This window comes from Enterobacter cloacae complex sp. 2024EL-00214, from assembly GCF_043945575.1.
In the GTDB taxonomy this organism is placed as follows: domain Bacteria; phylum Pseudomonadota; class Gammaproteobacteria; order Enterobacterales; family Enterobacteriaceae; genus Enterobacter; species Enterobacter cloacae_P.
On record NZ_JBIMRC010000003.1, the window covers coordinates 95,111 to 115,460 of the forward strand.

General features: G+C 54.0%; 19 protein-coding genes and 1 other annotated feature. Of the genes, 15 read left to right on the forward strand and 4 right to left on the reverse strand.

Annotated features, from left to right (window positions below):
- Positions 1 to 69 precede the first annotated feature (69 nt).
- On the forward strand, positions 70 to 1,302 hold the full coding sequence (gene nadR / locus ACHHZ6_RS04660; RefSeq protein WP_395121853.1) for a multifunctional transcriptional regulator/nicotinamide-nucleotide adenylyltransferase/ribosylnicotinamide kinase NadR: 1,233 nt from the start codon (positions 70 to 72) through the stop codon (positions 1,300 to 1,302).
- Between the two features lie 151 nt (positions 1,303 to 1,453).
- Positions 1,454 to 2,350: a LysR family transcriptional regulator gene (locus tag ACHHZ6_RS04665; RefSeq protein WP_196390791.1), complete on the forward strand. Its 897-nt coding sequence runs from the start codon at positions 1,454 to 1,456 to the stop codon at positions 2,348 to 2,350.
- Positions 2,351 to 2,451: 101 nt separating this feature from the next.
- Here the strand turns inward: ACHHZ6_RS04665 and ettA are convergent, their stop codons facing one another.
- Positions 2,452 to 4,119 carry an energy-dependent translational throttle protein EttA gene (gene ettA, locus ACHHZ6_RS04670; protein ID WP_182273667.1) on the reverse strand — a complete coding sequence of 556 codons (1,668 nt, stop codon included), beginning with the start codon at positions 4,117 to 4,119 and terminating at the stop codon, positions 2,452 to 2,454.
- A gap of 227 nt (positions 4,120 to 4,346) precedes the next feature.
- Here ettA and sltY point away from each other — a divergent pair, with 227 nt between their 5' ends.
- Positions 4,347 to 6,284, forward strand: a complete 1,938-nt coding sequence (sltY, locus tag ACHHZ6_RS04675; RefSeq protein WP_182273668.1) for a murein transglycosylase — start codon at positions 4,347 to 4,349, stop codon at positions 6,282 to 6,284.
- A 55-nt stretch (positions 6,285 to 6,339) separates the two neighbouring features.
- Positions 6,340 to 6,666 (forward strand): trp operon repressor, encoded by a 327-nt coding sequence (gene trpR, locus ACHHZ6_RS04680; RefSeq protein ID WP_182273669.1) that lies wholly within the window; start codon positions 6,340 to 6,342, stop codon positions 6,664 to 6,666.
- A 56-nt stretch (positions 6,667 to 6,722) separates the two neighbouring features.
- Here trpR and yjjX read toward each other — a convergent pair whose 3' ends face one another.
- Positions 6,723 to 7,238: an inosine/xanthosine triphosphatase gene (gene yjjX / locus ACHHZ6_RS04685; RefSeq protein ID WP_182273670.1), complete on the reverse strand. Its 516-nt coding sequence runs from the start codon at positions 7,236 to 7,238 to the stop codon at positions 6,723 to 6,725.
- Positions 7,239 to 7,288: 50 nt separating this feature from the next.
- Here yjjX and gpmB point away from each other — a divergent pair, with 50 nt between their 5' ends.
- A complete protein-coding gene (gpmB, locus tag ACHHZ6_RS04690; RefSeq protein ID WP_182273671.1) occupies positions 7,289 to 7,936 on the forward strand; it encodes a 2,3-diphosphoglycerate-dependent phosphoglycerate mutase GpmB in 648 nt (215 codons plus the stop codon).
- Here the strand turns inward: gpmB and robA are convergent.
- Positions 7,933 to 8,802 carry an MDR efflux pump AcrAB transcriptional activator RobA gene (robA, locus tag ACHHZ6_RS04695; RefSeq protein ID WP_395121854.1) on the reverse strand — a complete coding sequence of 290 codons (870 nt, stop codon included), beginning with the start codon at positions 8,800 to 8,802 and terminating at the stop codon, positions 7,933 to 7,935. The genes gpmB and robA overlap by 4 nt on opposite strands.
- 211 nt (positions 8,803 to 9,013) lie before the next feature.
- On the opposite strand from robA, the gene creA reads away from it, so the two are divergent.
- The 4 genes from creA to creD are packed head-to-tail and all read left to right on the forward strand — an operon-like array spanning position 9,014 to position 13,021.
- Entirely contained in the window at positions 9,014 to 9,484 is a 471-nt protein-coding gene (gene creA / locus ACHHZ6_RS04700; protein ID WP_395121855.1) for a protein CreA, read from the forward strand.
- Between the two features lie 14 nt (positions 9,485 to 9,498).
- Positions 9,499 to 10,188, forward strand: a complete 690-nt coding sequence (creB, locus tag ACHHZ6_RS04705; RefSeq protein ID WP_395121856.1) for a two-component system response regulator CreB — start codon at positions 9,499 to 9,501, stop codon at positions 10,186 to 10,188.
- Positions 10,188 to 11,612: a two-component system sensor histidine kinase CreC gene (gene creC / locus ACHHZ6_RS04710; RefSeq protein WP_395121857.1), complete on the forward strand. Its 1,425-nt coding sequence runs from the start codon at positions 10,188 to 10,190 to the stop codon at positions 11,610 to 11,612. Before creB ends, creC begins: the two co-directional genes overlap by 1 nt.
- 56 nt (positions 11,613 to 11,668) lie before the next feature.
- On the forward strand, positions 11,669 to 13,021 hold the full coding sequence (gene creD, locus ACHHZ6_RS04715) for a cell envelope integrity protein CreD (protein ID WP_395121858.1): 1,353 nt from the start codon (positions 11,669 to 11,671) through the stop codon (positions 13,019 to 13,021).
- A 46-nt stretch (positions 13,022 to 13,067) separates the two neighbouring features.
- Here creD and arcA read toward each other — a convergent pair whose 3' ends face one another.
- Positions 13,068 to 13,784 (reverse strand): two-component system response regulator ArcA, encoded by a 717-nt coding sequence (gene arcA / locus ACHHZ6_RS04720; RefSeq protein WP_003856501.1) that lies wholly within the window; start codon positions 13,782 to 13,784, stop codon positions 13,068 to 13,070.
- 95 nt (positions 13,785 to 13,879) lie between these two features.
- On the opposite strand from arcA, the gene yjjY reads away from it, so the two are divergent.
- The 6 genes from yjjY to thrC all read left to right on the forward strand — a co-directional run bounded on the left by yjjY (position 13,880) and on the right by thrC (position 20,150).
- Positions 13,880 to 14,020 (forward strand): protein YjjY, encoded by a 141-nt coding sequence (yjjY, locus tag ACHHZ6_RS04725; protein WP_001541509.1) that lies wholly within the window; start codon positions 13,880 to 13,882, stop codon positions 14,018 to 14,020.
- 399 nt (positions 14,021 to 14,419) lie between these two features.
- Positions 14,420 to 15,106 (forward strand): tRNA/rRNA methyltransferase, encoded by a 687-nt coding sequence (locus tag ACHHZ6_RS04730; RefSeq protein ID WP_395121859.1) that lies wholly within the window; start codon positions 14,420 to 14,422, stop codon positions 15,104 to 15,106.
- Positions 15,107 to 15,317: 211 nt separating this feature from the next.
- Positions 15,318 to 15,386, forward strand: a complete 69-nt coding sequence (thrL, locus tag ACHHZ6_RS04735) for a thr operon leader peptide (RefSeq protein ID WP_072039575.1) — start codon at positions 15,318 to 15,320, stop codon at positions 15,384 to 15,386.
- Positions 15,325 to 15,442: a sequence feature (Thr leader region), on the forward strand. Its footprint overlaps the gene before it by 62 nt.
- Positions 15,443 to 15,466: 24 nt before the next feature.
- Positions 15,467 to 17,929, forward strand: coding sequence for a bifunctional aspartate kinase/homoserine dehydrogenase I (gene thrA, locus ACHHZ6_RS04740; protein WP_182273678.1), 2,463 nt, complete (start codon positions 15,467 to 15,469; stop codon positions 17,927 to 17,929).
- A gap of 1 nt (position 17,930) precedes the next feature.
- The gene (thrB, locus tag ACHHZ6_RS04745) at positions 17,931 to 18,860 is read left to right on the forward strand and encodes a homoserine kinase (RefSeq protein ID WP_182919381.1); all 930 of its coding nucleotides are present in this window, start codon (positions 17,931 to 17,933) and stop codon (positions 18,858 to 18,860) included.
- Positions 18,861 to 18,863: 3 nt separating this feature from the next.
- A complete protein-coding gene (thrC, locus tag ACHHZ6_RS04750; RefSeq protein ID WP_182273680.1) occupies positions 18,864 to 20,150 on the forward strand; it encodes a threonine synthase in 1,287 nt (428 codons plus the stop codon).
- The last annotated feature ends 200 nt before the right edge of the window (positions 20,151 to 20,350 follow it).

Sequence of the window (20,350 nt, forward strand, 5' to 3'; positions counted from 1 at the left end):
TTGCCGCCTTCCTGCAACTCGAATTATTTAGGGTATATGTATTCGATGTTGCAGGAGGCACCGTAATTTATGTCATCATTTGACTATCTCAAGACCGCAATCCGCCAGAATGGCTGCACGTTGCAGCAGGTGGCGGATGCCAGCGGCATGACCAAAGGCTACCTGAGCCAACTGCTGAACGCTAAAATCAAAAGCCCCAGCGCGCAAAAGCTGGAAGCGTTGCACCGCTTTCTGGGGCTTGAATTCCCGCGTATACAAAAGAACATTGGCGTGGTGTTCGGCAAGTTCTATCCGCTGCATACCGGACACATCTACCTGATCCAGCGCGCCTGTAGCCAGGTCGACGAGCTGCACATCATTATGGGTTACGACGAAACCCGTGACCGTCAGCTGTTTGAAGACAGCGCCATGTCGCAGCAGCCGACGGTGCCCGATCGCCTGCGCTGGCTGCTTCAGACGTTTAAGTATCAGAAAAACATTCGTATTCATGCTTTTAACGAAGAGGGCATGGAGCCGTATCCGCACGGCTGGGATGTGTGGAGCAACGGCGTTAAAGCGTTTATGGAAGAGAAGGGCATTGCCCCGAACTGGATCTACACCTCTGAAGAGTCCGATGCGCCGCAGTTCCGCAAACATCTGGGTACTGAAACTGTGCTGATCGACCCTAAGCGGACCTTTATGAACATCAGCGGGGCACAGATCCGCGAAAACCCGTTCCGCTACTGGGATTACATCCCGACAGAAGTGAAGCCGTTCTTTGTGCGTACGGTGGCGATCCTCGGTGGTGAGTCGAGCGGTAAATCAACGCTGGTCAACAAGCTGGCGAACATCTTCAACACCACCAGCGCATGGGAATACGGGCGTGATTATGTTTTCTCCCATCTGGGCGGTGATGAGATGGCGTTGCAGTATTCCGATTACGATAAAATCGCGCTCGGCCATGCTCAATACATTGATTTTGCGGTGAAATATGCCAATAAAGTGGCATTCATTGATACCGATTTCGTCACTACCCAGGCATTTTGTAAAAAGTACGAAGGGCGAGAACACCCGTTTGTGCAGGTGCTGATTGATGAATACCGCTTTGACCTGGTGATCCTGCTGGAGAATAACACCCCGTGGGTGGCGGATGGTATGCGCAGCCTCGGCAGCTCGGTGGACCGAAAAGAGTTCCAGACCATGCTGGTGGGGATGCTTCACGAAAACAACGTGGAGTTTGTGCACGTAGAAGAGCCAGATTACGACACCCGTTTCCTGCGCTGCGTCGAGCTGGTGAAGGAGATGATGGGGGAGCGGAAGTAAGCCCTGACGCCGGCCCTCTTCCCAAAGGGGAGAGGGCGTATACACGTCATCACCCGACCATCACTTTCCCTCGAACCCACCCCACAGTCCCGTTCATCTGCGTGATAATATGAACAATCAGGAATGAAGTGTTCGCACGGGATGAACAATCATGTTTAAACAGCTCCAGGATATGGCATTGTTCGCACTGGTCGCCGAGATGGGTAGCTTCACTGCTGCAGCACAGAGGGCCGGGCTACCGAAATCCAGCGTCAGCCTGCGGATCAGTCAGCTTGAGCAGCAGGTGGGGATCCGGCTGCTTAACCGCACCACGCGCAGGCTCAACCTGACTTTTGCGGGTGAGCACTATCTGGTGCATTGCCGCGAGATGCTGGCAGCCAGCGAGCGAGCAGAGTACGCCATACAGCGGCTGCGCGAAAACCCCAGTGGGCGGCTGCGGATCACCTGTCCGGCAGGGATCGGCGCAACGTTGCTGGCGCACATGAACGCGGAGTTCCAGCTGCGCTATCCGGATGTCTCACTGGATGTTTCAATTTCCGACGACGTGCTGGATCTGGTGGAGTCTGGCTTTGATGTTGCCCTGCGCACCGGCAAACCGCAGGACTCTTCTCTGATTGGCCGAATGATTGGGCACTGCCCGCGCTATATGCTGGCCTCTGCGGACTATCTGTCCCGCCGGGAGCCGCTGACGCATCCCCGCCAGTTGGTGGAACATCGCTGTATTACCCACAAGGCCTGGTCTGAATGGTTGTTGCAAAGCGAGAGTGAGGATTACCGCTATCTGCCGGACAACATCCACATGACAGATAACCTGGTGTACGCCCGCGAGTGTGCTATTGCCGGAGCCGGGATCACGCTGTTACCCGCCTTTCTGCTGGAAGATAAAATCGAGAAGGGGGCGCTGGTTCAGGTGCTGCCGGAGTGGAATGTCGAGGGGAATGACCTGTGGCTGGTCTACCCGAGTCGTAAGCTGAACTCACCTGCACTGATGAGCTATATTGACTTTGCGATGCAGTTTGATGAGGTGAAACGGTTTTACGTGGGGTAGTGAAACTGTGCGGCCTGATGCCCTCACCCTGACCCTCTCCCTCAGCCCACAGGGAGAGGGAACAAACATAAAAAACGGCAACCGAAGTTGCCGTTATGCGTTTATTTTGCAATACGCTTGTACTTAATACGCTTCGGCTCCAGCGCATCTGCACCCAGCGTGCGTTTCTTGTACTCTTCGTATTCGGTGAAGTTACCTTCGAAGAACTCCACTTTACCTTCATCCTGGTAGTCCAGGATGTGGGTGGCGATACGGTCAAGGAACCAACGGTCGTGCGAGATAACCATTGCACAGCCCGGGAACTCCAGCAGGGCGTTTTCCAGTGCGCGCAGGGTTTCGATGTCCAGGTCGTTGGTAGGTTCATCGAGCAGCAGTACGTTACCGCCAACCTGCAGCAGTTTCGCCAGATGCAGACGACCACGCTCACCACCGGACAGCTCGCCTACGCGTTTGCCCTGGTCGGTACCTTTGAAGTTAAAGCGGCCAACGTAGGCGCGGCTTGGCATTTCGGTGTTGCCAATACGCATGATATCCAGACCGCCGGAGACTTCTTCCCACACGGTTTTGCTGTTATCCATTGCGTCACGGAACTGGTCAACGGAGGCCAGCTTCACGGTATCACCCAGGGTGATTGAGCCGCTGTCAGGCTGTTCCTGGCCAGACATCATGCGGAACAGGGTGGACTTACCCGCACCGTTCGGGCCGATGATGCCGACAATCGCGCCTTTTGGCACGGAGAAGCTCAGGTCGTCAATCAGCAGGCGGTCGCCGTAGGACTTACGCAGGTTGCTGACTTCAACCACTTTATCCCCCAGACGTGCTCCAGGTGGAATAAACAGTTCGTTGGTTTCGTTACGTTTCTGGTATTCGGTATTGTTCAGCTCTTCGAAGCGTGCCAGACGGGCTTTACCCTTAGACTGACGGCCCTTCGTGCCCTGACGAACCCACTCCAGCTCTTTCTCGATAGACTTACGACGTGCCGCTTCAGCCGAAGCTTCCTGCGCCAGACGTTGATCTTTCTGCTCCAGCCAGGAGGAGTAGTTACCTTCCCACGGAATACCTTCACCACGGTCAAGCTCCAGGATCCAGCCTGCTACGTTATCGAGGAAGTAACGGTCGTGGGTAATCGCCACTACGGTACCTTCGAAATCATGCAGGAAGCGTTCCAGCCAGGCCACGGATTCTGCATCCAGGTGGTTGGTTGGTTCGTCGAGCAGCAGCATGTCTGGTTTTTCCAGCAGCAGACGGCACAGCGCCACGCGGCGACGTTCACCACCGGACAGGTTGGCGATTTTCGCATCCCAGTCTGGCAGACGCAGGGCATCAGCGGCGCGCTCCAGCTGCACGTTCAGGTTGTGACCGTCATGCGCCTGGATAATCTCTTCAAACTTACCTTGCTGTGCGGCCAGTTTGTCGAAATCCGCATCCGGCTCCGCGTATTTGGCATACACTTCATCCAGACCTTTCAGCGCGTTAACCACTTCAGCAACCGCTTCTTCGACGGATTCACGCACGGTGTGTTCCGGGTTCAGTTGAGGTTCCTGCGGCAGGTAGCCAATCTTGATGCCTGGCTGAGGACGGGCTTCACCTTCGATGTCTGTATCGATGCCGGCCATGATGCGCAGCAGGGTAGACTTACCGGCACCGTTGAGACCCAGAACACCGATTTTCGCGCCCGGGAAGAAGCTCAGCGAGATATTTTTAAGAATATGACGTTTCGGCGGTACCACTTTGCCGACACGATGCATGGTATAAACGAATTGAGCCACGTTGGACTTCGCCTCTTTTATCGTGATGAGAATAGTTAACAGCCCCGAAGTGTAGCCTTTTTCACGACCTAATCCCAGCAAGGAACGTCGGGAGTGTTAAAACGCGCAAGAAAGGTAAAAAAGTGTCCATGACGTGGCGCGTTGCCGGATGCCTGGTTAGCATAAGTTGATTAGACTTTGACGTGGCAAGACGCTGCAATTGACGAAAAAACAATGAGGAAGAGCTTGTGGAAAAAGCCAAACAGGTGGTCTGGCGTCTGCTGGCTGCCAGCGTATGCGTAATGGCGGTAAGCCAGGCGGTGCATGCCGATTCACTGGATGAACAACGTAGTCGCTACGCCCAGATTAAACAGGCGTGGGATAACAAGCAGATGGATACCGTACAGGCGTTAATGCCGACGTTAAAAGACTATCCACTGTATCCGTATCTGGAGTATCGCCAGATTACTGACGATCTCATGAACCAACCCACCGTCACCGTGAATAATTTTATCCAGGCGAACCCAACCCTGCCACCTGCGCGTACCCTGCAGTCCCGTTTTGTGAACGAACTGGCGCGCCGTGAAGACTGGCGTGGACTGTTGGCCTTCAGCCCGGAAAAGCCGAATACAGCAGAAGCCCAGTGTAACTATTACTACGCCAAATGGGCCGCGGGGCAGCAGGAAGAAGCCTGGATCGGAGCCAAAGAGCTGTGGCTGACCGGGAAAGATCAGCCTAATGCCTGTGATTCGCTCTTTGGCGCATGGCGTGCCTCTGGCAAACAAGATCCACTGTCTTACCTTGAACGCATTCGCCTGGCGATGAAGGCCGGGAATACGCGTCTGGTCACCGCGCTGGCGGGGCAAATGCCATCGGATTATCAGGCAATTTCCACTGCGGTGATTGGGCTGGCGAACGATCCCAACTCGGTGCTGACCTTTGCGCGTAGCACGGGGGCGACTGATTTTACCCGCCAGATGGCGGCAGTCGCTTTTACCAGTGTGGCGCGTGATGATGTCGAAAACGCGCGGCTAATGATCCCACAGCTGGTGCAGGCACAGCAGCTTAATGAAGATCAAACTCAGGAGCTGCGCGACATTGTGGCGTGGCGACTGATGGGTACCGATGTGACCGATGAACAGGCTCGCTGGCGTGATGATGCCGTTATGCGTTCAAACTCCACATCGCTGGTGGAGCGTCGCGTGCGCATGGCGCTGGGTACGGGCGATCGCCGTGGGCTTAATACCTGGCTTGCACGGTTGCCAATGGAAGCCAAAGAGAAAGACGAATGGCGTTACTGGCAGGCTGATTTGCTGCTGGAGCGAGGTCGTGATGAGGAAGCCAAAGAGATCCTCCATTCTCTGATGCAGCAGCGCGGTTTTTACCCGATGGCGGCGGCGCAGCGTCTGGGTGAGGAGTACACCTTCCGTATTGATAAAGCTCCGGCCAGCGCTAATCCAGCGTTAACGCAGGGGCCAGAGATGGCGCGCGTTCGCGAGCTGATGTACTGGAATATGGATAACACCGCGCGCAGTGAGTGGGCCAACCTTGTCACCAGCCGGACGATGGACGAGAAAGCGCAGTTAGCCCGCTACGCCTTTGATAACCACTGGTGGGATCTGAGCGTGCAGGCAACGATCGCGGGTAAGCTGTGGGATCATCTTGAGGAGCGTTTCCCGCTGGCTTACAAAGATCTGTTCGATCGCTATACCAGCGGCAAAGATATCCCGCAGAGCTACGCAATGGCGATTGCCCGTCAGGAGAGTGCCTGGAACCCGAAAGTGCGTTCCCCGGTGGGAGCCAGCGGCCTGATGCAGATTATGCCAGGTACGGCGACGCACACGGTGAAGATGTTTAATATCCCTGGCTACAGCAGTCCGTCACAACTGCTGGATCCGGATACCAACATCAATATCGGTACCAGCTACCTGCAGTATGTTTATCAGCAGTTTGGCAATAACCGTATCTTCTCTTCGGCGGCGTATAACGCAGGTCCTGGCCGCGTGCGCACATGGCTGGGTAACAGCGCCGGGCGCATTGATGCCGTGGCGTTTGTTGAGAGCATTCCGTTCTCGGAAACGCGCGGCTATGTGAAGAACGTGCTGGCGTATGATGCCTACTACCGTTACTTCCTGGGGCAGAAAGATACGCTGATGAGCGATACGGAGTGGCAGAGACGTTACTGATCGGCGTGGGTTGTGTTATGCTGTACTCGCTAATGAGTACAACAGGCGGCATAACATGACCCAGCATTCCCCGTATTCCTCGGCGATGGCCGAACAACGTCATCAGGAGTGGCTTCGTTTTGTGGAGCTGCTTCGCCAGTCATATGACAAGGATCTGCATTTACCGCTTTTGCAGTTGATGCTGACGCCCGATGAGCGTGAAGCGTTGGGCACGCGCGTGCGGATCATTGAAGAGTTGCTGCGCGGCGAGATGAGCCAGCGTGAGCTGAAAAATGAGTTGGGCGCGGGCATCGCGACCATTACCCGTGGTTCAAACAGCCTGAAGTCTGCGCCGGTTGAGCTGCGTCAGTGGCTGGAACAGGTTCTGTTACATAACGCCTGACGGTGCTTTTCGTCGGCCGGATAAGGTGAAACCGTCATCCGGTGATGAACAGGCATTCAACGATAAATCGCGTTATGGAACGGACTCAGTGCCAGAATGACCGCCTGGTGATAAACGCCTGAACGCGTCAGCGCGCCCGCGGTAAAGACGCCAATTGCCCCTTCCTTACGGCCAATCTCATCAATGCCGGTGTACTGTGACATCACCGGCCCGAGCGCCTCGCCCTCACGCACTTTTTCCAGAATGACTGCCGGCAGCGGTAGCGTTGCCGAACGTGCCTCACCACGCTGTTCGCGGCTCTCGATCACCACCCAGCTAAACGTCGCACCGTCGTCGATTCCCGCTTCAATCGCCACCCAGAAGTCAGCATTTGGGGAGACCGCCTTTGCATTGGCCACGCGATTTCGTGCGCCAGCGCGTGTTTCCTCGCTTCCAAACGGCTGTTCGGGAACACCACTCTCGACGCCGACGGCGTCTATATGGCAGGATCCTTCGCCGAAGATCTCTTCAAATGCCCTTAGAATTGCCTGAATTTTGGCAGGATTAGTGGTAGCAGAGACAACATGGTGCATAATTAAGCTCGATTCAAAAAAAACTCATCGCAGTATAACGGAAAAAAAGCATGTTACAGGTATACCTTGTTCGCCACGGTGAAACGCAGTGGAACGCCGAGCGACGTATTCAAGGCCAGTCAGACAGTCCTCTTACCGAAAAGGGTGTGCAGCAAGCGTGGCAGGTGGCGGAACGCGCCAGAACGCTGGGCATTACTCATGTTATTTCAAGCGATTTAGGTCGCACGCAGCAGACTGCACGCATTATCGCGGATGCCTGCGGGTGTGACGTCATGCTTGAGCCGCGCCTGCGCGAGCTGGATATGGGCGTACTGGAAAAACGCCATATTGATACGCTGACAAAAGCAGAAGAGGACTGGCGTCGCACGCTGGTGAACGGTACTGAAGATGGCCGTATTCCTGAAGGTGAATCCATGCAGGAACTGAGCGTGCGTATGCATGCGGCACTGGCAGAATGCCTGAAGCTTCCGGCGGGGAGCCGTCCGCTGCTGGTGAGTCACGGTATCGCGCTGGGCTGCCTGGTCAGCACCATTCTGGGGTTACCGGCCTATGCTGAACGTCGTTTGCGCCTGCGCAACTGCTCGATTTCCCGTATCGATTATCAGGAAAGTCTGTGGCTGGCGTCGGGTTGGGTGGTGGAGATGGCAGGGGACATTTCGCATCTTGATGCCCCTGCACTCGATGAACTGCAGCGTTAACGGCGTATCGGGATCAAGAATTCCATACGCAGATTGATAGGGCCTTCTTCCGGTTTTGCATCTTTTGCCGGGTAGTAACGCTCAATATCCTGACCTTTACGGCGATTCAGATTCAGCATTGGCATGCAGGTTCCGTAAACGGTCAGGATAAACTCCTGCACGCCCGTCCCCAGCCCTTCATACGAGAACATCACGTATTCGCCGCCTTGCAGCACGACCGGCTTAGAACCCTGAACGTGGCCATTTGCCATCTCAGGCGTTAATGCGGTGGTGTAGAACACATCCTGCTCGTCGTCTTTTTCCTGGCTTGGATGCGTTTCGTTGAGACCGTACAGAATCGGCGGAATGGCCGGGGCATGACTCAGGAAATCACGCCAGAACTGAACGCGCATCTGATGGCGGAACTCGGAAATCTGCTCCAGAGAACAGGAGTAACTCTGCGTTGTGCCGATCAAGTGGGTCTCAGGCAGGGTGAGTATTTCATATTTTGGCATCGCAAATTCGCCCAGGCGTAGCGGCGGACGTATACCAAATGAGCTCCAGTCTGGCGAGCGACGATACAGCGCTGGCGTCAACGAGAACTGTTTTTTAAAGGCGCGGGTGAACGTTTGCTGCGAATCGAAACGATACTGCAGGGCAATATCCAGAATCGGGCGCGCGGTCAGGCGCAACGCCACAGCAGACTTTGATAAACGACGTGCGCGAATATAGGCACCGATAGCATGACCGGTGACATCCTTGAACATCCTCTGCAGATGCCACTTGGAATAGCCTGCTTTAGCCGCCACATTATCCAGTGACAAAGGCTGGTCAAGATGACCTTCCAGCCAGGTTAACAGGTCGCGAATAATTCCAGCCTGATCCATATACTATCCTCATCCTTAAAACAGCAGGTACCTGATAACAGGTTAGCGGATAATAGCATTTTTTGATGTTTTAGCATTCAGTGTTTTTTTTGCACATAAATGCCTTTTGCCGCATATTTTGGGCAAATATATTCTAATCCTGTGATCTTGCTACATTTTTATCTAAAGTGTTGAATAATCACCCAGCGTAAATTTAAAGAATGGTAACAATATGAAATACAAGACTTTACTCTTTACCGCGTTGATGTTGATGGTGGGGCGCATCGCCCAGGCAGAGCAGATCGGCTCCGTCGATACCGTGTTTAAAATGTTTGGTCCGGACCACAAAATCGTGGTGGAGGCGTTTGACGATCCGGACGTGCAAAACGTCACCTGCTACATCAGCCGGGCGAAAACGGGCGGTATTAAAGGCGGTCTGGGGCTGGCGGAAGATACCTCAGACGCGGCCATTTCGTGCCAGCAGGTTGGCCCGGTTGAGCTGAGCGATAAAATCAAAAACGGTAAAGCTCAGGGGGAAGTGGTATTCCAGAAACGGACCTCTCTGGTGTTCAAAAAACTGCAGGTTGTGCGTTTTTACGATGCAAAACGTAACGCTCTGGCATATCTGGCTTACTCCGATAAAGTGGTCGATGGTTCGCCGAAAAACGCGCTGAGTGCAGTGCCGATTATGCCGTGGCATTAATTCAGGGACGAACCATGCAACAACCTGTGGTCTGGCTGGTTGAAGACGAAATCAGCATCGCTGATACGCTGGTCTATATGCTCCAGCAGGAGGGGTTTGCGGTAAAGACGTTTGAACGGGGCTTACCGGTGCTGGAGGAGGCGCGGCGGCAGGTTCCCGCGCTCACCATTCTGGATGTCGGGTTGCCGGATATCAGCGGCTTTGAGCTGTGCCGTCAGTTGCTGGCGCAGCATCCGTCACTGCCGATACTGTTTCTGACAGCGCGCAGTGATGAAGTGGACAAGTTGCTTGGCCTTGAAATGGGGGCGGATGATTACGTCGCCAAACCTTTCTCCCCACGAGAAGTGTGCGCGCGGGTGCGGACAATTTTACGACGGATGCAAAAGTCGGCCGCACCCACAGAGATTGTTCGTATCGGCCAGTTTGAACTGAACGAACCTGCTGCGCAAATTAGCTGGTTTGACGAACCGTTGCCCCTGACCCGCTACGAGTTTTTGCTGCTCAAAACCTTGTTACAGGCACCGGGGCGCGTATTTTCCCGTCAACAGTTAATGGACAAGGTGTGGGGCGAAGACGGCGACAGTTTCGATCGTACCGTGGATACCCACATCAAGACCCTGCGTGCCAAGCTGCGAACGGTGAACGAGACGCTTTCACCCATCAGCACCCATCGGGGTATGGGCTATAGTCTGGGGCTTTATTAATGCGCATTGGGATGCGGTTGTTGTTGGGGTACTTCCTGATTGTGGCTATCGCCGCGTGGTTTGTGCTGTCGATCTTTGTTCAGGAAGTGAAGCCTGGCGTTCGCAGGGCAACCGAGGGCACGCTAATCGATACCGCCACTTTACTGGCCGAAGTGGGGCGTGATGATGTGCTCTCGGGTAATGCGCAACAAGGCAAACTGGCGCAGGCATTTTCACTGCTCCATCAGCACCCTTTTCGCGCCAGTATCGGCGGCATTCAAAAAGTCCGTAACGAGTATCACGTTTACATGACCGATGCGCAGGGCAGGGTGGTGTTTGATTCTGCTGGTCTGGCCGTGGGTAAAGATTACTCGCGATGGAATGATGTCTGGCTGACGCTTCGCGGGGAATACGGGGCACGTAGTACCCAGAGCCGTCCGGGTGATCCAGAGAGCACGGTGATGTATGTTGCTGCGCCCGTTGTGGATCAGGGCAAAATCATTGGTGTGCTCTCTGTGGGGAAACCCAATAGCGCGATGGCACCCGTCATCCACCGTAGCGAGCGACGGATCCTGTGGGCAGGAGGGGCACTGCTCGGTATTGCTTTGCTGATAGGGTTGGTGGTGGCAGCGTGGATCAACCGCTCGATCGGTACCCTCTCGCGCTATGCCGATTCCGTGAGCAATGATATACCTTTGCCGTTACCTGACCCCGGCAGCAGTGAACTGCGCAAACTGGCGCAGGCACTGGAGAACATGCGTATTCGCCTGGAAGGGAAAAACTATATTGAACACTATGTTCACGCCCTCACCCATGAGCTGAAAAGCCCGATCGCGGCCATTCGAGGCGCGGCAGAAATTCTCTCCGAGCAGCCACCGCCGCAGGTGGCCGCGCGGTTTATCGATAATATTCTGGTACAAAATGCGCGCATGCAGTTGCTGGTTGAAAAACTGCTCACCCAGGCGCGGCTTGAAAATCGGGTAGAGATTGTCCCCGCGAGTGTCAGTATCGACACGCTGTTTACGCGACTGAGCGATGCGCGCTCGGCGCTACTGGCAGCTAAAAATATCACGCTGATCTGTGAAAGCACGGCGTTACAGGTGGAGGGGGATGCGGACCTGCTCGAACAGGCGCTGGGTAATTTACTGGATAACGCCATCGACTTTACGCCGCAGGGCGGAGCCATTGAACTGTCGTCCAGAGAGGGGCACAGGCAGGTACAACTGACTGTCACCGATAGCGGAAGTGGGATCCCGGATTATGCGCTTGAGCGTATTTTCGAACGTTTTTATTCGCTTCCGCGTGAGAACGGGTTGAAGAGCAGCGGGCTTGGGCTGGCATTTGTCCAGGAAGTCGCACGTCTGCATCAAGGGGAGATCGGTCTACACAATCGGGAAGAAGGGGGCGTGATTGCCACGCTGACACTTCACCGTCCCTTCACATAACTTCAAACTGACCCCACACAGCCTGGTTACGCTCTCCTCATCACAAAGGAGACGTTATGATGAAATCCCCCCTGTTCTGGAAAGTAAGCACCCTACTGGGGTGCATCCTGCTGCTTTTAGTTCCGTTGTTTATGGTCAGTAACCTGATTTCAGAGCGTGAAAGTTACCGCAACGATGTCGAAAACACGCTTCGTCAAAGTACCAGTGGACCGCAAAAACTGGTCGGTCCGTTGATTGCCATTCCGGTGGCGGAGATCTTTTACAAGTTAGAGGATGAGAAGAAGGTCGAATACAAGAAAAGCTATATGCACTTCATTCTGCCAGAAACTCTGCTTGTTGAAGGAAACCAGCACGTAGAGTCCCGCAATATTGGGATCTATGACGGGCAAATCTGGAACACGGATCTGAAGATAAACGCGCAATTTAACACAGAGAAAATGGCGCAACTGAAAGGGGAAACGGTGACCCTGGGGCAGCCGTTTATCGTTGTCGGCGTTGGTGATGCCCGGGGAATTGGCACGGTGAAGGTTGCAAATATCAACGGTGAGACGCCAGACGTAGAGCCGGGTTCAGGCGTATATGGGACGCTTTCCGGTATTCATATCCCGCTGACCGATAAAGCACTTGAGACAAAAACGTTTGCATTCGGGATGTCGCTAAACCTGGCGGGAACCGGTAGTTTTGCGGTTGTCCCGGTGGGACGTAATAGCGAAATGCAGCTTACCAGCAACTGGCCGCATCCGGGCTTTATGGGCGACTATCTGCCGGTGAAACACAAAATTGGTGATTCTGGTTTTCAGGCAAACTGGCAGAGCAGTTGGTTTGCTAACAATATGGAAAGCTGGTTTCATGGCGATGAGTCGCCTGAATGGGCTGAAATCCCGGCCTTTAGCGTGACGGTGGCAACACCTGCCGATCAGTATCAACTGACTGACCGCGCGATTAAGTACGCAATTTTGCTGATTTCACTGACCTTTATGGCTTTCTTTGTTTTCGAGACCTTAACCGGGCTGCGCCTGCACCCGATGCAGTATCTGCTGGTGGGGTTATCGCTGGTGCTGTTCTATCTGGTATTACTGGCGTTGTCTGAGCACGCAGGATTTACCCCCGCCTGGATTATTGCAAGCCTTGTCGGTGCGTTGATGAATAGCGTATACCTGCAGGCAGTGCTGAAAAGCTGGAAACGAAGCGGAATGTTTGTGCTGGCTCTGCTGGGGCTTGATGTGGTGATGTGGTTTCTGCTGCGTTCTGAGGACAGTGCGTTACTGCTGGGTTCCGCTGTTCTGGCAATGGCGCTGTTTGCGGTGATGTATCTGACCCGTCACTTCGACTGGTATTCACTCTCGCAGTCGAAGCGACCGATGCCTCCGGCCAACCCGGATGACGACACAATGCGGATCTGGAAATAAAAAAAACGGCGCAAAAGCGCCGTTTTTTTATGGTCTGACTGCGGGATTACTCCTGCAGATCTCCGCAGAAACGGTACCCTTCGCCGTGAATTGTGGCGATGATTTCCGGCGTATCTGGCGTAGATTCGAAATGTTTACGAATACGGCGGATAGTCACGTCTACGGTACGGTCGTGTGGCTTAAGCTCGCGACCGGTCATTTTCTTCAGCAGCTCTGCACGGGACTGAATTTTGCCCGGGTTTTCACAGAAGTGCAGCATCGCGCGGAATTCGCTGCGCGGCAGTTTATACTGCTCACCGTTCGGGCTGATCAGTGAACGGCTATTGATATCAAGTTCCCAGCCGTTGAATTTGTAGCTGTCTACGCTACGACGCTCTTCACTGACCGTGCCCAGGTTCATGGTGCGGGACAGGAGGTTGCGTGCACGAATGGTTAACTCGCGAGGATTAAACGGTTTGGTGATGTAGTCATCCGCACCGATTTCCAGACCAAGAATTTTATCAACTTCGTTGTCACGGCCTGTCAGGAACATTAACGCAACGTTCGCCTGTTCACGCAGCTCGCGTGCCAGAAGAAGGCCGTTTTTGCCCGGCAGGTTGATATCCATAATGACCAGGTTGATATCATTTTCAGAAAGGATCTGATGCATCTCTGCGCCATCGGTCGCTTCAAAGACATCGTAGCCTTCTGCTTCGAAAATGCTCTTTAACGTGTTGCGTGTTACCAACTCGTCTTCAACGATAAGAATGTGCGGGGTCTGCATGTTTGCTACCTAAATTGCCAACTAAATCGAAACAGGAAGTACAAAAGTCCCTGACCTGCCTGATACATGTCGCAAATTAACATGACCGGCTTAACGTGACTAAAGTACGTAATTGCGTTCTTGATGCACTTTCCATCAACGTCAACAACATCATTAGCTTGGTCGTGGGTACTTTCCCTTTGGACCCGACAGTGTCAAAAACGGCTGTCATCCTAACCATTTTAACAGCAACATAACAGGCTAAGTGACACCAGACACCCAATAAAACTACGCTTCGTTGACATATATCAAGTTCAATTGTAGCACGTTAACAGTTTGATGAAATCATCGTAGCTGAATGCTAGCCTTTGTCACAAATTTTCAATAAACCAACTAGTTGCGGACATTGATTGATAAACAATACGAATCCAATCATAGAAAGGTATTCATATGGTCATTATCATTATAAAACATAAGGATAATGAGTATTTGTTAACATTCTAACTGATTGTTCAGCCTCAGAATAGTTTAGTATTTTTAATTTATTAAAAAGCGCTATTTCGGTGATTTCTGTTGCAAATTTGTAAATTCGTGCTGCGTAATATGTTGAGACGCATCACATTTTTACCCGCTAACTGATTAAAAAGAGAGCATAAATGCATCTGTCGATTGTACTGGTTGCCCCAGCCAGAGCAGAAAATATAGGCGCTGCGGCGCGCGCCATGAAGACTATGGGTTTTACCGATTTGCGTATTGTCGGGAGCGAGGCACACCTGGAACCCGCGGCCCGTTGGGTGGCACATGGATCGGGTGATATTCTTGATAATATAACCACTTACGACACGCTCGCCGATGCGCTACACGATATTTCTTTTACCGTTGCAACCACGGCGCGCAGCCGGGCGAAGTTTCATTTCTACGCCACACCGGCTGAGCTGGTTCCCGTGTTGCGTGAGAGAAGCCAGTGGTTAACGAAAGCGGCGCTGGTCTTTGGCCGTGAAGATTCTGGATTAACCAACGAAGAACTGGAGCTGGCAGATGTCCTGACCGGTGTGCCGATGGTGGCGGATTATCCGTCTCTTAATCTGGGCCAGGCGGTGATGGTCTATTGCTATCAATTAGCATCTTTAATGCAAACTGCACCCGCTCAGCCGACCGGGACAGATGAGAACCAGCTCGCCGCCTTGCGTGTGCGTGCACAAACGCTGTTAACGCAGCTTGGTGTTGCGGATGACCTCAAAATGGCCGACTGGTTACAACAGCGGCTTGGGCGTCTTGAGCAACGAGACACGGCAATGTTGCACCGTTTGCTGCACGATATTGAAAAAAAATTAGCCGAGTAAAATGCTGTCATATTTTTTTATTATGGCGTAACCGTCTAATGTCGTGAGGTGTATCAGGGGGAATCGGATGAAAATAAATCTGCAAGCAGCGGGACGTGAAAGTGTCCCGAATTGTGATCAAATTAAAAATTAATTGACTTAACGAGCCTGATCCTTTAACCCTAAAAGAATACAGCACAGACAGATAATAATGACAGAGTACACAACATCCATGAAACGCATCAGCATCACCACCATTACTACAACCACCATCATTACCACAGGTAACGATGCGGGCTGACGCGTACAGGAAAAACAGAAAAAAGCCCGCACCCAAACAGTGCGGGCTTTTTTTTCGGCTAAAGGAAATGAGGTAGAACCATGCGAGTGTTGAAGTTCGGCGGTACATCAGTGGCAAATGCGGAACGTTTTCTGCGTGTTGCCGATATCCTGGAGAACAACGCCAGGCAGGGGCAGGTTGCAACCGTGCTCTCTGCTCCGGCGAAAATCACGAACCATCTGGTGGCGATGATTGAAAAAACCATCGGTGGCCAGGATGCACTCCCGAACATTAGCGATGCCGAGCGTATCTTCGCCGAGCTGCTGCAGGGTCTGGCGGAGGCTCAACCCGGCTTCCCGCTTGCACAGCTGAAAACCTTCGTTGAGCAAGAGTTCGCCCACATCAAACACGTTCTGCACGGTATCAGCCTGCTCGGCCAGTGCCCTGACAGCATCAACGCCGCGCTGATCTGCCGTGGTGAGAAACTCTCGATTGCCATCATGGCGGGACTGCTGGAAGCGCGCGGTCATAACGTCACGGTGATCGATCCGGTTGAAAAACTGCTGGCGGTAGGTCACTACCTCGAATCTACGGTCGATATTGCCGAATCGACCCGCCGCATTGCCGCGAGCAAAATCCCGTCTGACCATATGATCCTGATGGCGGGCTTCACCGCCGGAAACGAGAAGGGTGAACTGGTGGTGCTGGGCCGTAACGGCTCTGACTACTCCGCCGCCGTGCTGGCAGCCTGTTTACGTGCAGACTGTTGTGAGATCTGGACTGACGTTGACGGTGTCTATACCTGTGACCCGCGCCAGGTGCCAGACGCCAGACTGCTGAAGTCGATGTCTTATCAGGAAGCGATGGAGCTTTCCTACTTCGGCGCTAAAGTGCTTCACCCTCGTACCATCTCCCCGATTGCGCAGTTCCAGATCCCTTGCCTGATTAAAAATACCGGTAACCCGCAAGCACCAGGTACGCTGATTGGGGCCAGTACCGATGAAGATGGCCTGCCGGTGAAAGGCATTTCTAACCTGAACAATATGGCCATGTTTAGCGTGTCCGGCCCAGGCATGAAAGGGATGGTTGGCATGGCGGCGCGCGTGTTTGCAGCCATGTCCCGCAACGGCATCTCCGTGGTGCTGATCACCCAGTCCTCTTCCGAATACAGCATCAGCTTCTGTGTGCCGCAGGGCGACTGCCTGCGTGCCCGTCGCGCGCTGGAAGAAGAGTTCTACCTGGAGCTGAAAGAAGAGTTGCTGGAGCCGCTCGCCATTCAGGAACGTCTGGCGATCATCTCCGTGGTGGGCGACGGTATGCGCACGCTGCGCGGTATCTCCGCCAAATTCTTTGCCGCGCTGGCGCGGGCCAATATCAACATCGTGGCCATTGCGCAGGGCTCATCCGAACGCTCAATCTCGGTCGTCGTGGATAACGACGATGCGACCACTGGCGTACGCGTGGTGCATCAGATGTTGTTCAACACCGACCAGGTGATTGAGCTGTTCCTGATCGGCGTAGGCGGAGTGGGTGGTGTGTTGCTGGAGCAGGTTAAGCGTCAGCAGGAGTGGCTAAAGAAGAAACATATTGATCTGCGCGTCTGCGGAATTGCCAACTCCAAAGCGCTGCTGACCAACGTACATGGCCTGAATCTGGAAAACTGGCAGGCGGAGCTGGACGATGCGAAAGAGCCGTTCAATCTGGGTCGACTGATCCGTCTGGTGAAAGAGTATCACCTGCTTAACCCGGTGATTGTTGACTGTACTTCGAACCAGGCGGTTGCCGATCAGTACGCAGACTTCCTGCGTGAAGGGTTCCACGTGGTCACGCCAAACAAGAAGGCCAACACCTCGTCAATGGCGTACTATCACCAGCTGCGCCTGGCGGCGAGTAAGTCGCGCCGTAAGTTCCTGTATGACACCAACGTGGGGGCGGGCCTGCCGGTTATCGAAAACCTGCAAAACCTACTGAACGCGGGGGATGAGCTGCAACGTTTCTCCGGTATCCTTTCTGGCTCGCTGTCGTTTATCTTCGGCAAGCTGGATGAGGGAATGAGCCTGTCAGAAGCGACCCGTGCCGCGCGTGAACTGGGCTACACCGAGCCAGACCCGCGTGACGATCTCTCCGGTATGGACGTGGCGCGTAAGCTGTTGATTCTGGCGCGTGAAACCGGTCGTGAGCTGGAGCTTTCGGATATTGTGATTGAGCCGGTACTGCCGGCAGAATTTGATGACAGCGGTGATGTCAGCGCCTTTATGGCGAATTTAGGAAAGCTTGACGACCTCTTTGCCGCTCGCGTTGCGAAAGCCCGTGATGAAGGTAAGGTATTGCGCTATGTTGGCAATATTGAAGAAGATGGCGTGTGCCGCGTGAAGATTGCCGAAGTGGATGGCAACGATCCGCTGTTCAAAGTCAAAAACGGCGAAAACGCCCTCGCGTTTTACAGCCACTATTATCAGCCATTGCCGCTGGTGCTTCGCGGTTATGGTGCAGGGAACGATGTTACGGCGGCGGGTGTCTTTGCCGATCTGCTGCGTACCCTGTCATGGAAGTTAGGAGTTTAACATGGTCAAAGTTTATGCCCCGGCTTCCAGCGCCAATATGAGCGTCGGATTCGATGTGCTGGGTGCGGCGGTTACGCCGGTTGATGGTTCACTGCTGGGCGATACGGTAACGGTTGAGGCGGCGGAGAGCTTCAGCCTGAATAATGTGGGCCGTTTTGCCAGCAAACTGCCATCCGACCCACGCGAGAATATCGTATATCAGTGCTGGGAACGCTTCTGTCAGGAGATTGGCAAAAAGGTGCCGGTCACCATGACGCTGGAAAAAAGTATGCCGATTGGCTCTGGTCTGGGTTCCAGCGCCTGCTCCGTGGTCGCCGCACTGGTGGCGATGAACGAACACTGCGGCAAACCACTGAATAATAACCGCCTGCTGGGCTTAATGGGTGAGCTGGAAGGCCGTATCTCCGGCAGCATTCATTACGACAACGTGGCACCGTGCTTCCTCGGCGGCATGCAGTTGATGATTGAAGAAAATGGCATCATTAGCCAGCAGGTGCCAGGGTTTGATGAGTGGCTGTGGGTGCTGGCCTATCCGGGCATTAAAGTGTCCACTGCTGAAGCGCGCGCGATCCTGCCTGCGCAGTATCGTCGTCAGGACTGTATTGCCCACGGGCGTCATCTGGCGGGCTTTATTCATGCCTGCTACACCCGTCAGCCGCAGCTGGCAGCTAAATTGATGAAGGATGTGATTGCCGAACCGTATCGCACTAAGCTGCTGCCAGGCTTTAATGAGGCGCGACAGGCATCAATGGATATCGGTGCGCAGGCGTGCGGCATCTCCGGCTCCGGCCCGACGCTGTTCGCCCTGTGCGACAAACCAGACACTGCGCAGCGCGTGGCGGACTGGCTCTCTAAACACTACCTGCAAAATCAGGAAGGCTTTGTTCATATTTGCCGTCTGGACACGGCAGGCGCACGAGTACTGGGATAACGCATGAAACTCTATAACCTTAAAGATCATAACGAGCAGGTCAGCTTCGCGCAGGCGGTGACTCAGGGGCTGGGCAAAAATCAGGGGCTGTTTTTCCCCCATGACCTGCCGGAATTTCAACTGACGGATATTGATGAACTGCTGAAGCAGGATTTTGTTACCCGCAGCACCAAAATTTTGTCCGCGTTTATCGGCGACGAAATCCCGCAGGAACTGCTGGAAGAGCGCGTGCGTGCGGCGTTTGCCTTCCCGGCTCCCGTCAGCCAGGTTGAGCAGGACGTCGGTTGCCTGGAGCTGTTCCACGGCCCAACGCTGGCGTTTAAAGACTTCGGTGGTCGCTTTATGGCGCAGATGCTGACTCACATCAGTGGCGACAAACCGGTAACCATTCTGACGGCTACCTCCGGCGACACCGGTGCAGCCGTTGCCCATGCGTTCTACGGCCTGAAAAATGTCCGCGTGGTGATCCTCTACCCGAAAGGCAAAATCAGCCCGCTGCAGGAAAAACTGTTCTGTACCCTCGGTGGTAACATTGAAACCGTGGCGATCGACGGCGATTTCGACGCCTGCCAGGCGCTGGTCAAGCAGGCCTTCGATGATGAAGAGTTGAAAGTCGCGCTGGGTCTGAATTCTGCGAACTCCATTAACATCAGCCGTCTGCTGGCGCAGATCTGTTACTACTTCGAAGCAGTTGCGCAGTTGCCGCAGGAAGCCCGTAATCAGCTGGTTGTCTCTGTGCCAAGCGGTAACTTTGGTGACCTGACGGCTGGCCTGCTGGCGAAATCTCTGGGTCTGCCGGTGAAACGCTTTATCGCCGCCACCAACGCCAACGACACCGTGCCGCGCTTCCTGAAAGACGGTAAATGGGCACCGAATGCGACGCAGGCGACGCTCTCCAATGCAATGGATGTGAGCCAGCCAAACAACTGGCCGCGTGTGGAAGAGCTGTTCCGCCGTAAGGTCTGGCGTCTGGGCGATCTGGGTTATGCGGCAGTCTCGGATGAAACCACCAAAGACACCATGCGTGAACTGAAAGCGGTGGGGTATACCTCTGAGCCGCATGCGGCAATTGCCTACCGTGCGCTGCGCGATCAGCTCAATCCGGGAGAGTATGGCCTGTTCCTGGGGACTGCCCATCCGGCTAAGTTTAAAGAGAGCGTAGAGGCGATCCTCGGTGAAACGCTGCCGCTGCCAAAAGAACTGGCAGACCGTGCCGATCTGCCGCTGCTGTCTCACGAACTGCCAGCGGATTTTGCTGCATTACGTAAGTTGATGATGACCCGCGGGTAATGTCGACGAATACTGTAAGCCGGGTCAGGCGCAGCCGCCACCCGGCTTTTTTTATGGAGAAATTAAGGAGAAAAAAAGCAGGAAAAATGCAGAAATTCCCAATAAATGCGGTCACTTAGAGATTAGGATTGCAGAGAATAACATCCCCCGTTCCCCTCACGTAATCTCCTGACATCGGCCCACGTTGGGCAAGATTAAAA

Excerpts from the sequence above, each read along its gene's own strand:
- nadR (WP_395121853.1), top strand. The coding sequence starts at position 70 with ATGTCATCATTTGACTATCTCAAGACCGCAATCCGCCAGAATGGCTGC.
- ACHHZ6_RS04665 (WP_196390791.1), top strand. The coding sequence starts at position 1,454 with ATGTTTAAACAGCTCCAGGATATGGCATTGTTCGCACTGGTCGCCGAG.
- trpR (WP_182273669.1), top strand. The coding sequence starts at position 6,340 with ATGACCCAGCATTCCCCGTATTCCTCGGCGATGGCCGAACAACGTCAT.
- yjjX (WP_182273670.1), bottom strand. The coding sequence starts at position 7,238 with ATGCACCATGTTGTCTCTGCTACCACTAATCCTGCCAAAATTCAGGCA.
- gpmB (WP_182273671.1), top strand. The coding sequence starts at position 7,289 with ATGTTACAGGTATACCTTGTTCGCCACGGTGAAACGCAGTGGAACGCC.
- robA (WP_395121854.1), bottom strand. The coding sequence starts at position 8,802 with ATGGATCAGGCTGGAATTATTCGCGACCTGTTAACCTGGCTGGAAGGT.
- creA (WP_395121855.1), top strand. The coding sequence starts at position 9,014 with ATGAAATACAAGACTTTACTCTTTACCGCGTTGATGTTGATGGTGGGG.
- creB (WP_395121856.1), top strand. The coding sequence starts at position 9,499 with ATGCAACAACCTGTGGTCTGGCTGGTTGAAGACGAAATCAGCATCGCT.
- creC (WP_395121857.1), top strand. The coding sequence starts at position 10,188 with ATGCGCATTGGGATGCGGTTGTTGTTGGGGTACTTCCTGATTGTGGCT.
- creD (WP_395121858.1), top strand. The coding sequence starts at position 11,669 with ATGATGAAATCCCCCCTGTTCTGGAAAGTAAGCACCCTACTGGGGTGC.
- arcA (WP_003856501.1), bottom strand. The coding sequence starts at position 13,784 with ATGCAGACCCCGCACATTCTTATCGTTGAAGACGAGTTGGTAACACGC.
- ACHHZ6_RS04730 (WP_395121859.1), top strand. The coding sequence starts at position 14,420 with ATGCATCTGTCGATTGTACTGGTTGCCCCAGCCAGAGCAGAAAATATA.
- thrA (WP_182273678.1), top strand. The coding sequence starts at position 15,467 with ATGCGAGTGTTGAAGTTCGGCGGTACATCAGTGGCAAATGCGGAACGT.
- thrB (WP_182919381.1), top strand. The coding sequence starts at position 17,931 with ATGGTCAAAGTTTATGCCCCGGCTTCCAGCGCCAATATGAGCGTCGGA.
- thrC (WP_182273680.1), top strand. The coding sequence starts at position 18,864 with ATGAAACTCTATAACCTTAAAGATCATAACGAGCAGGTCAGCTTCGCG.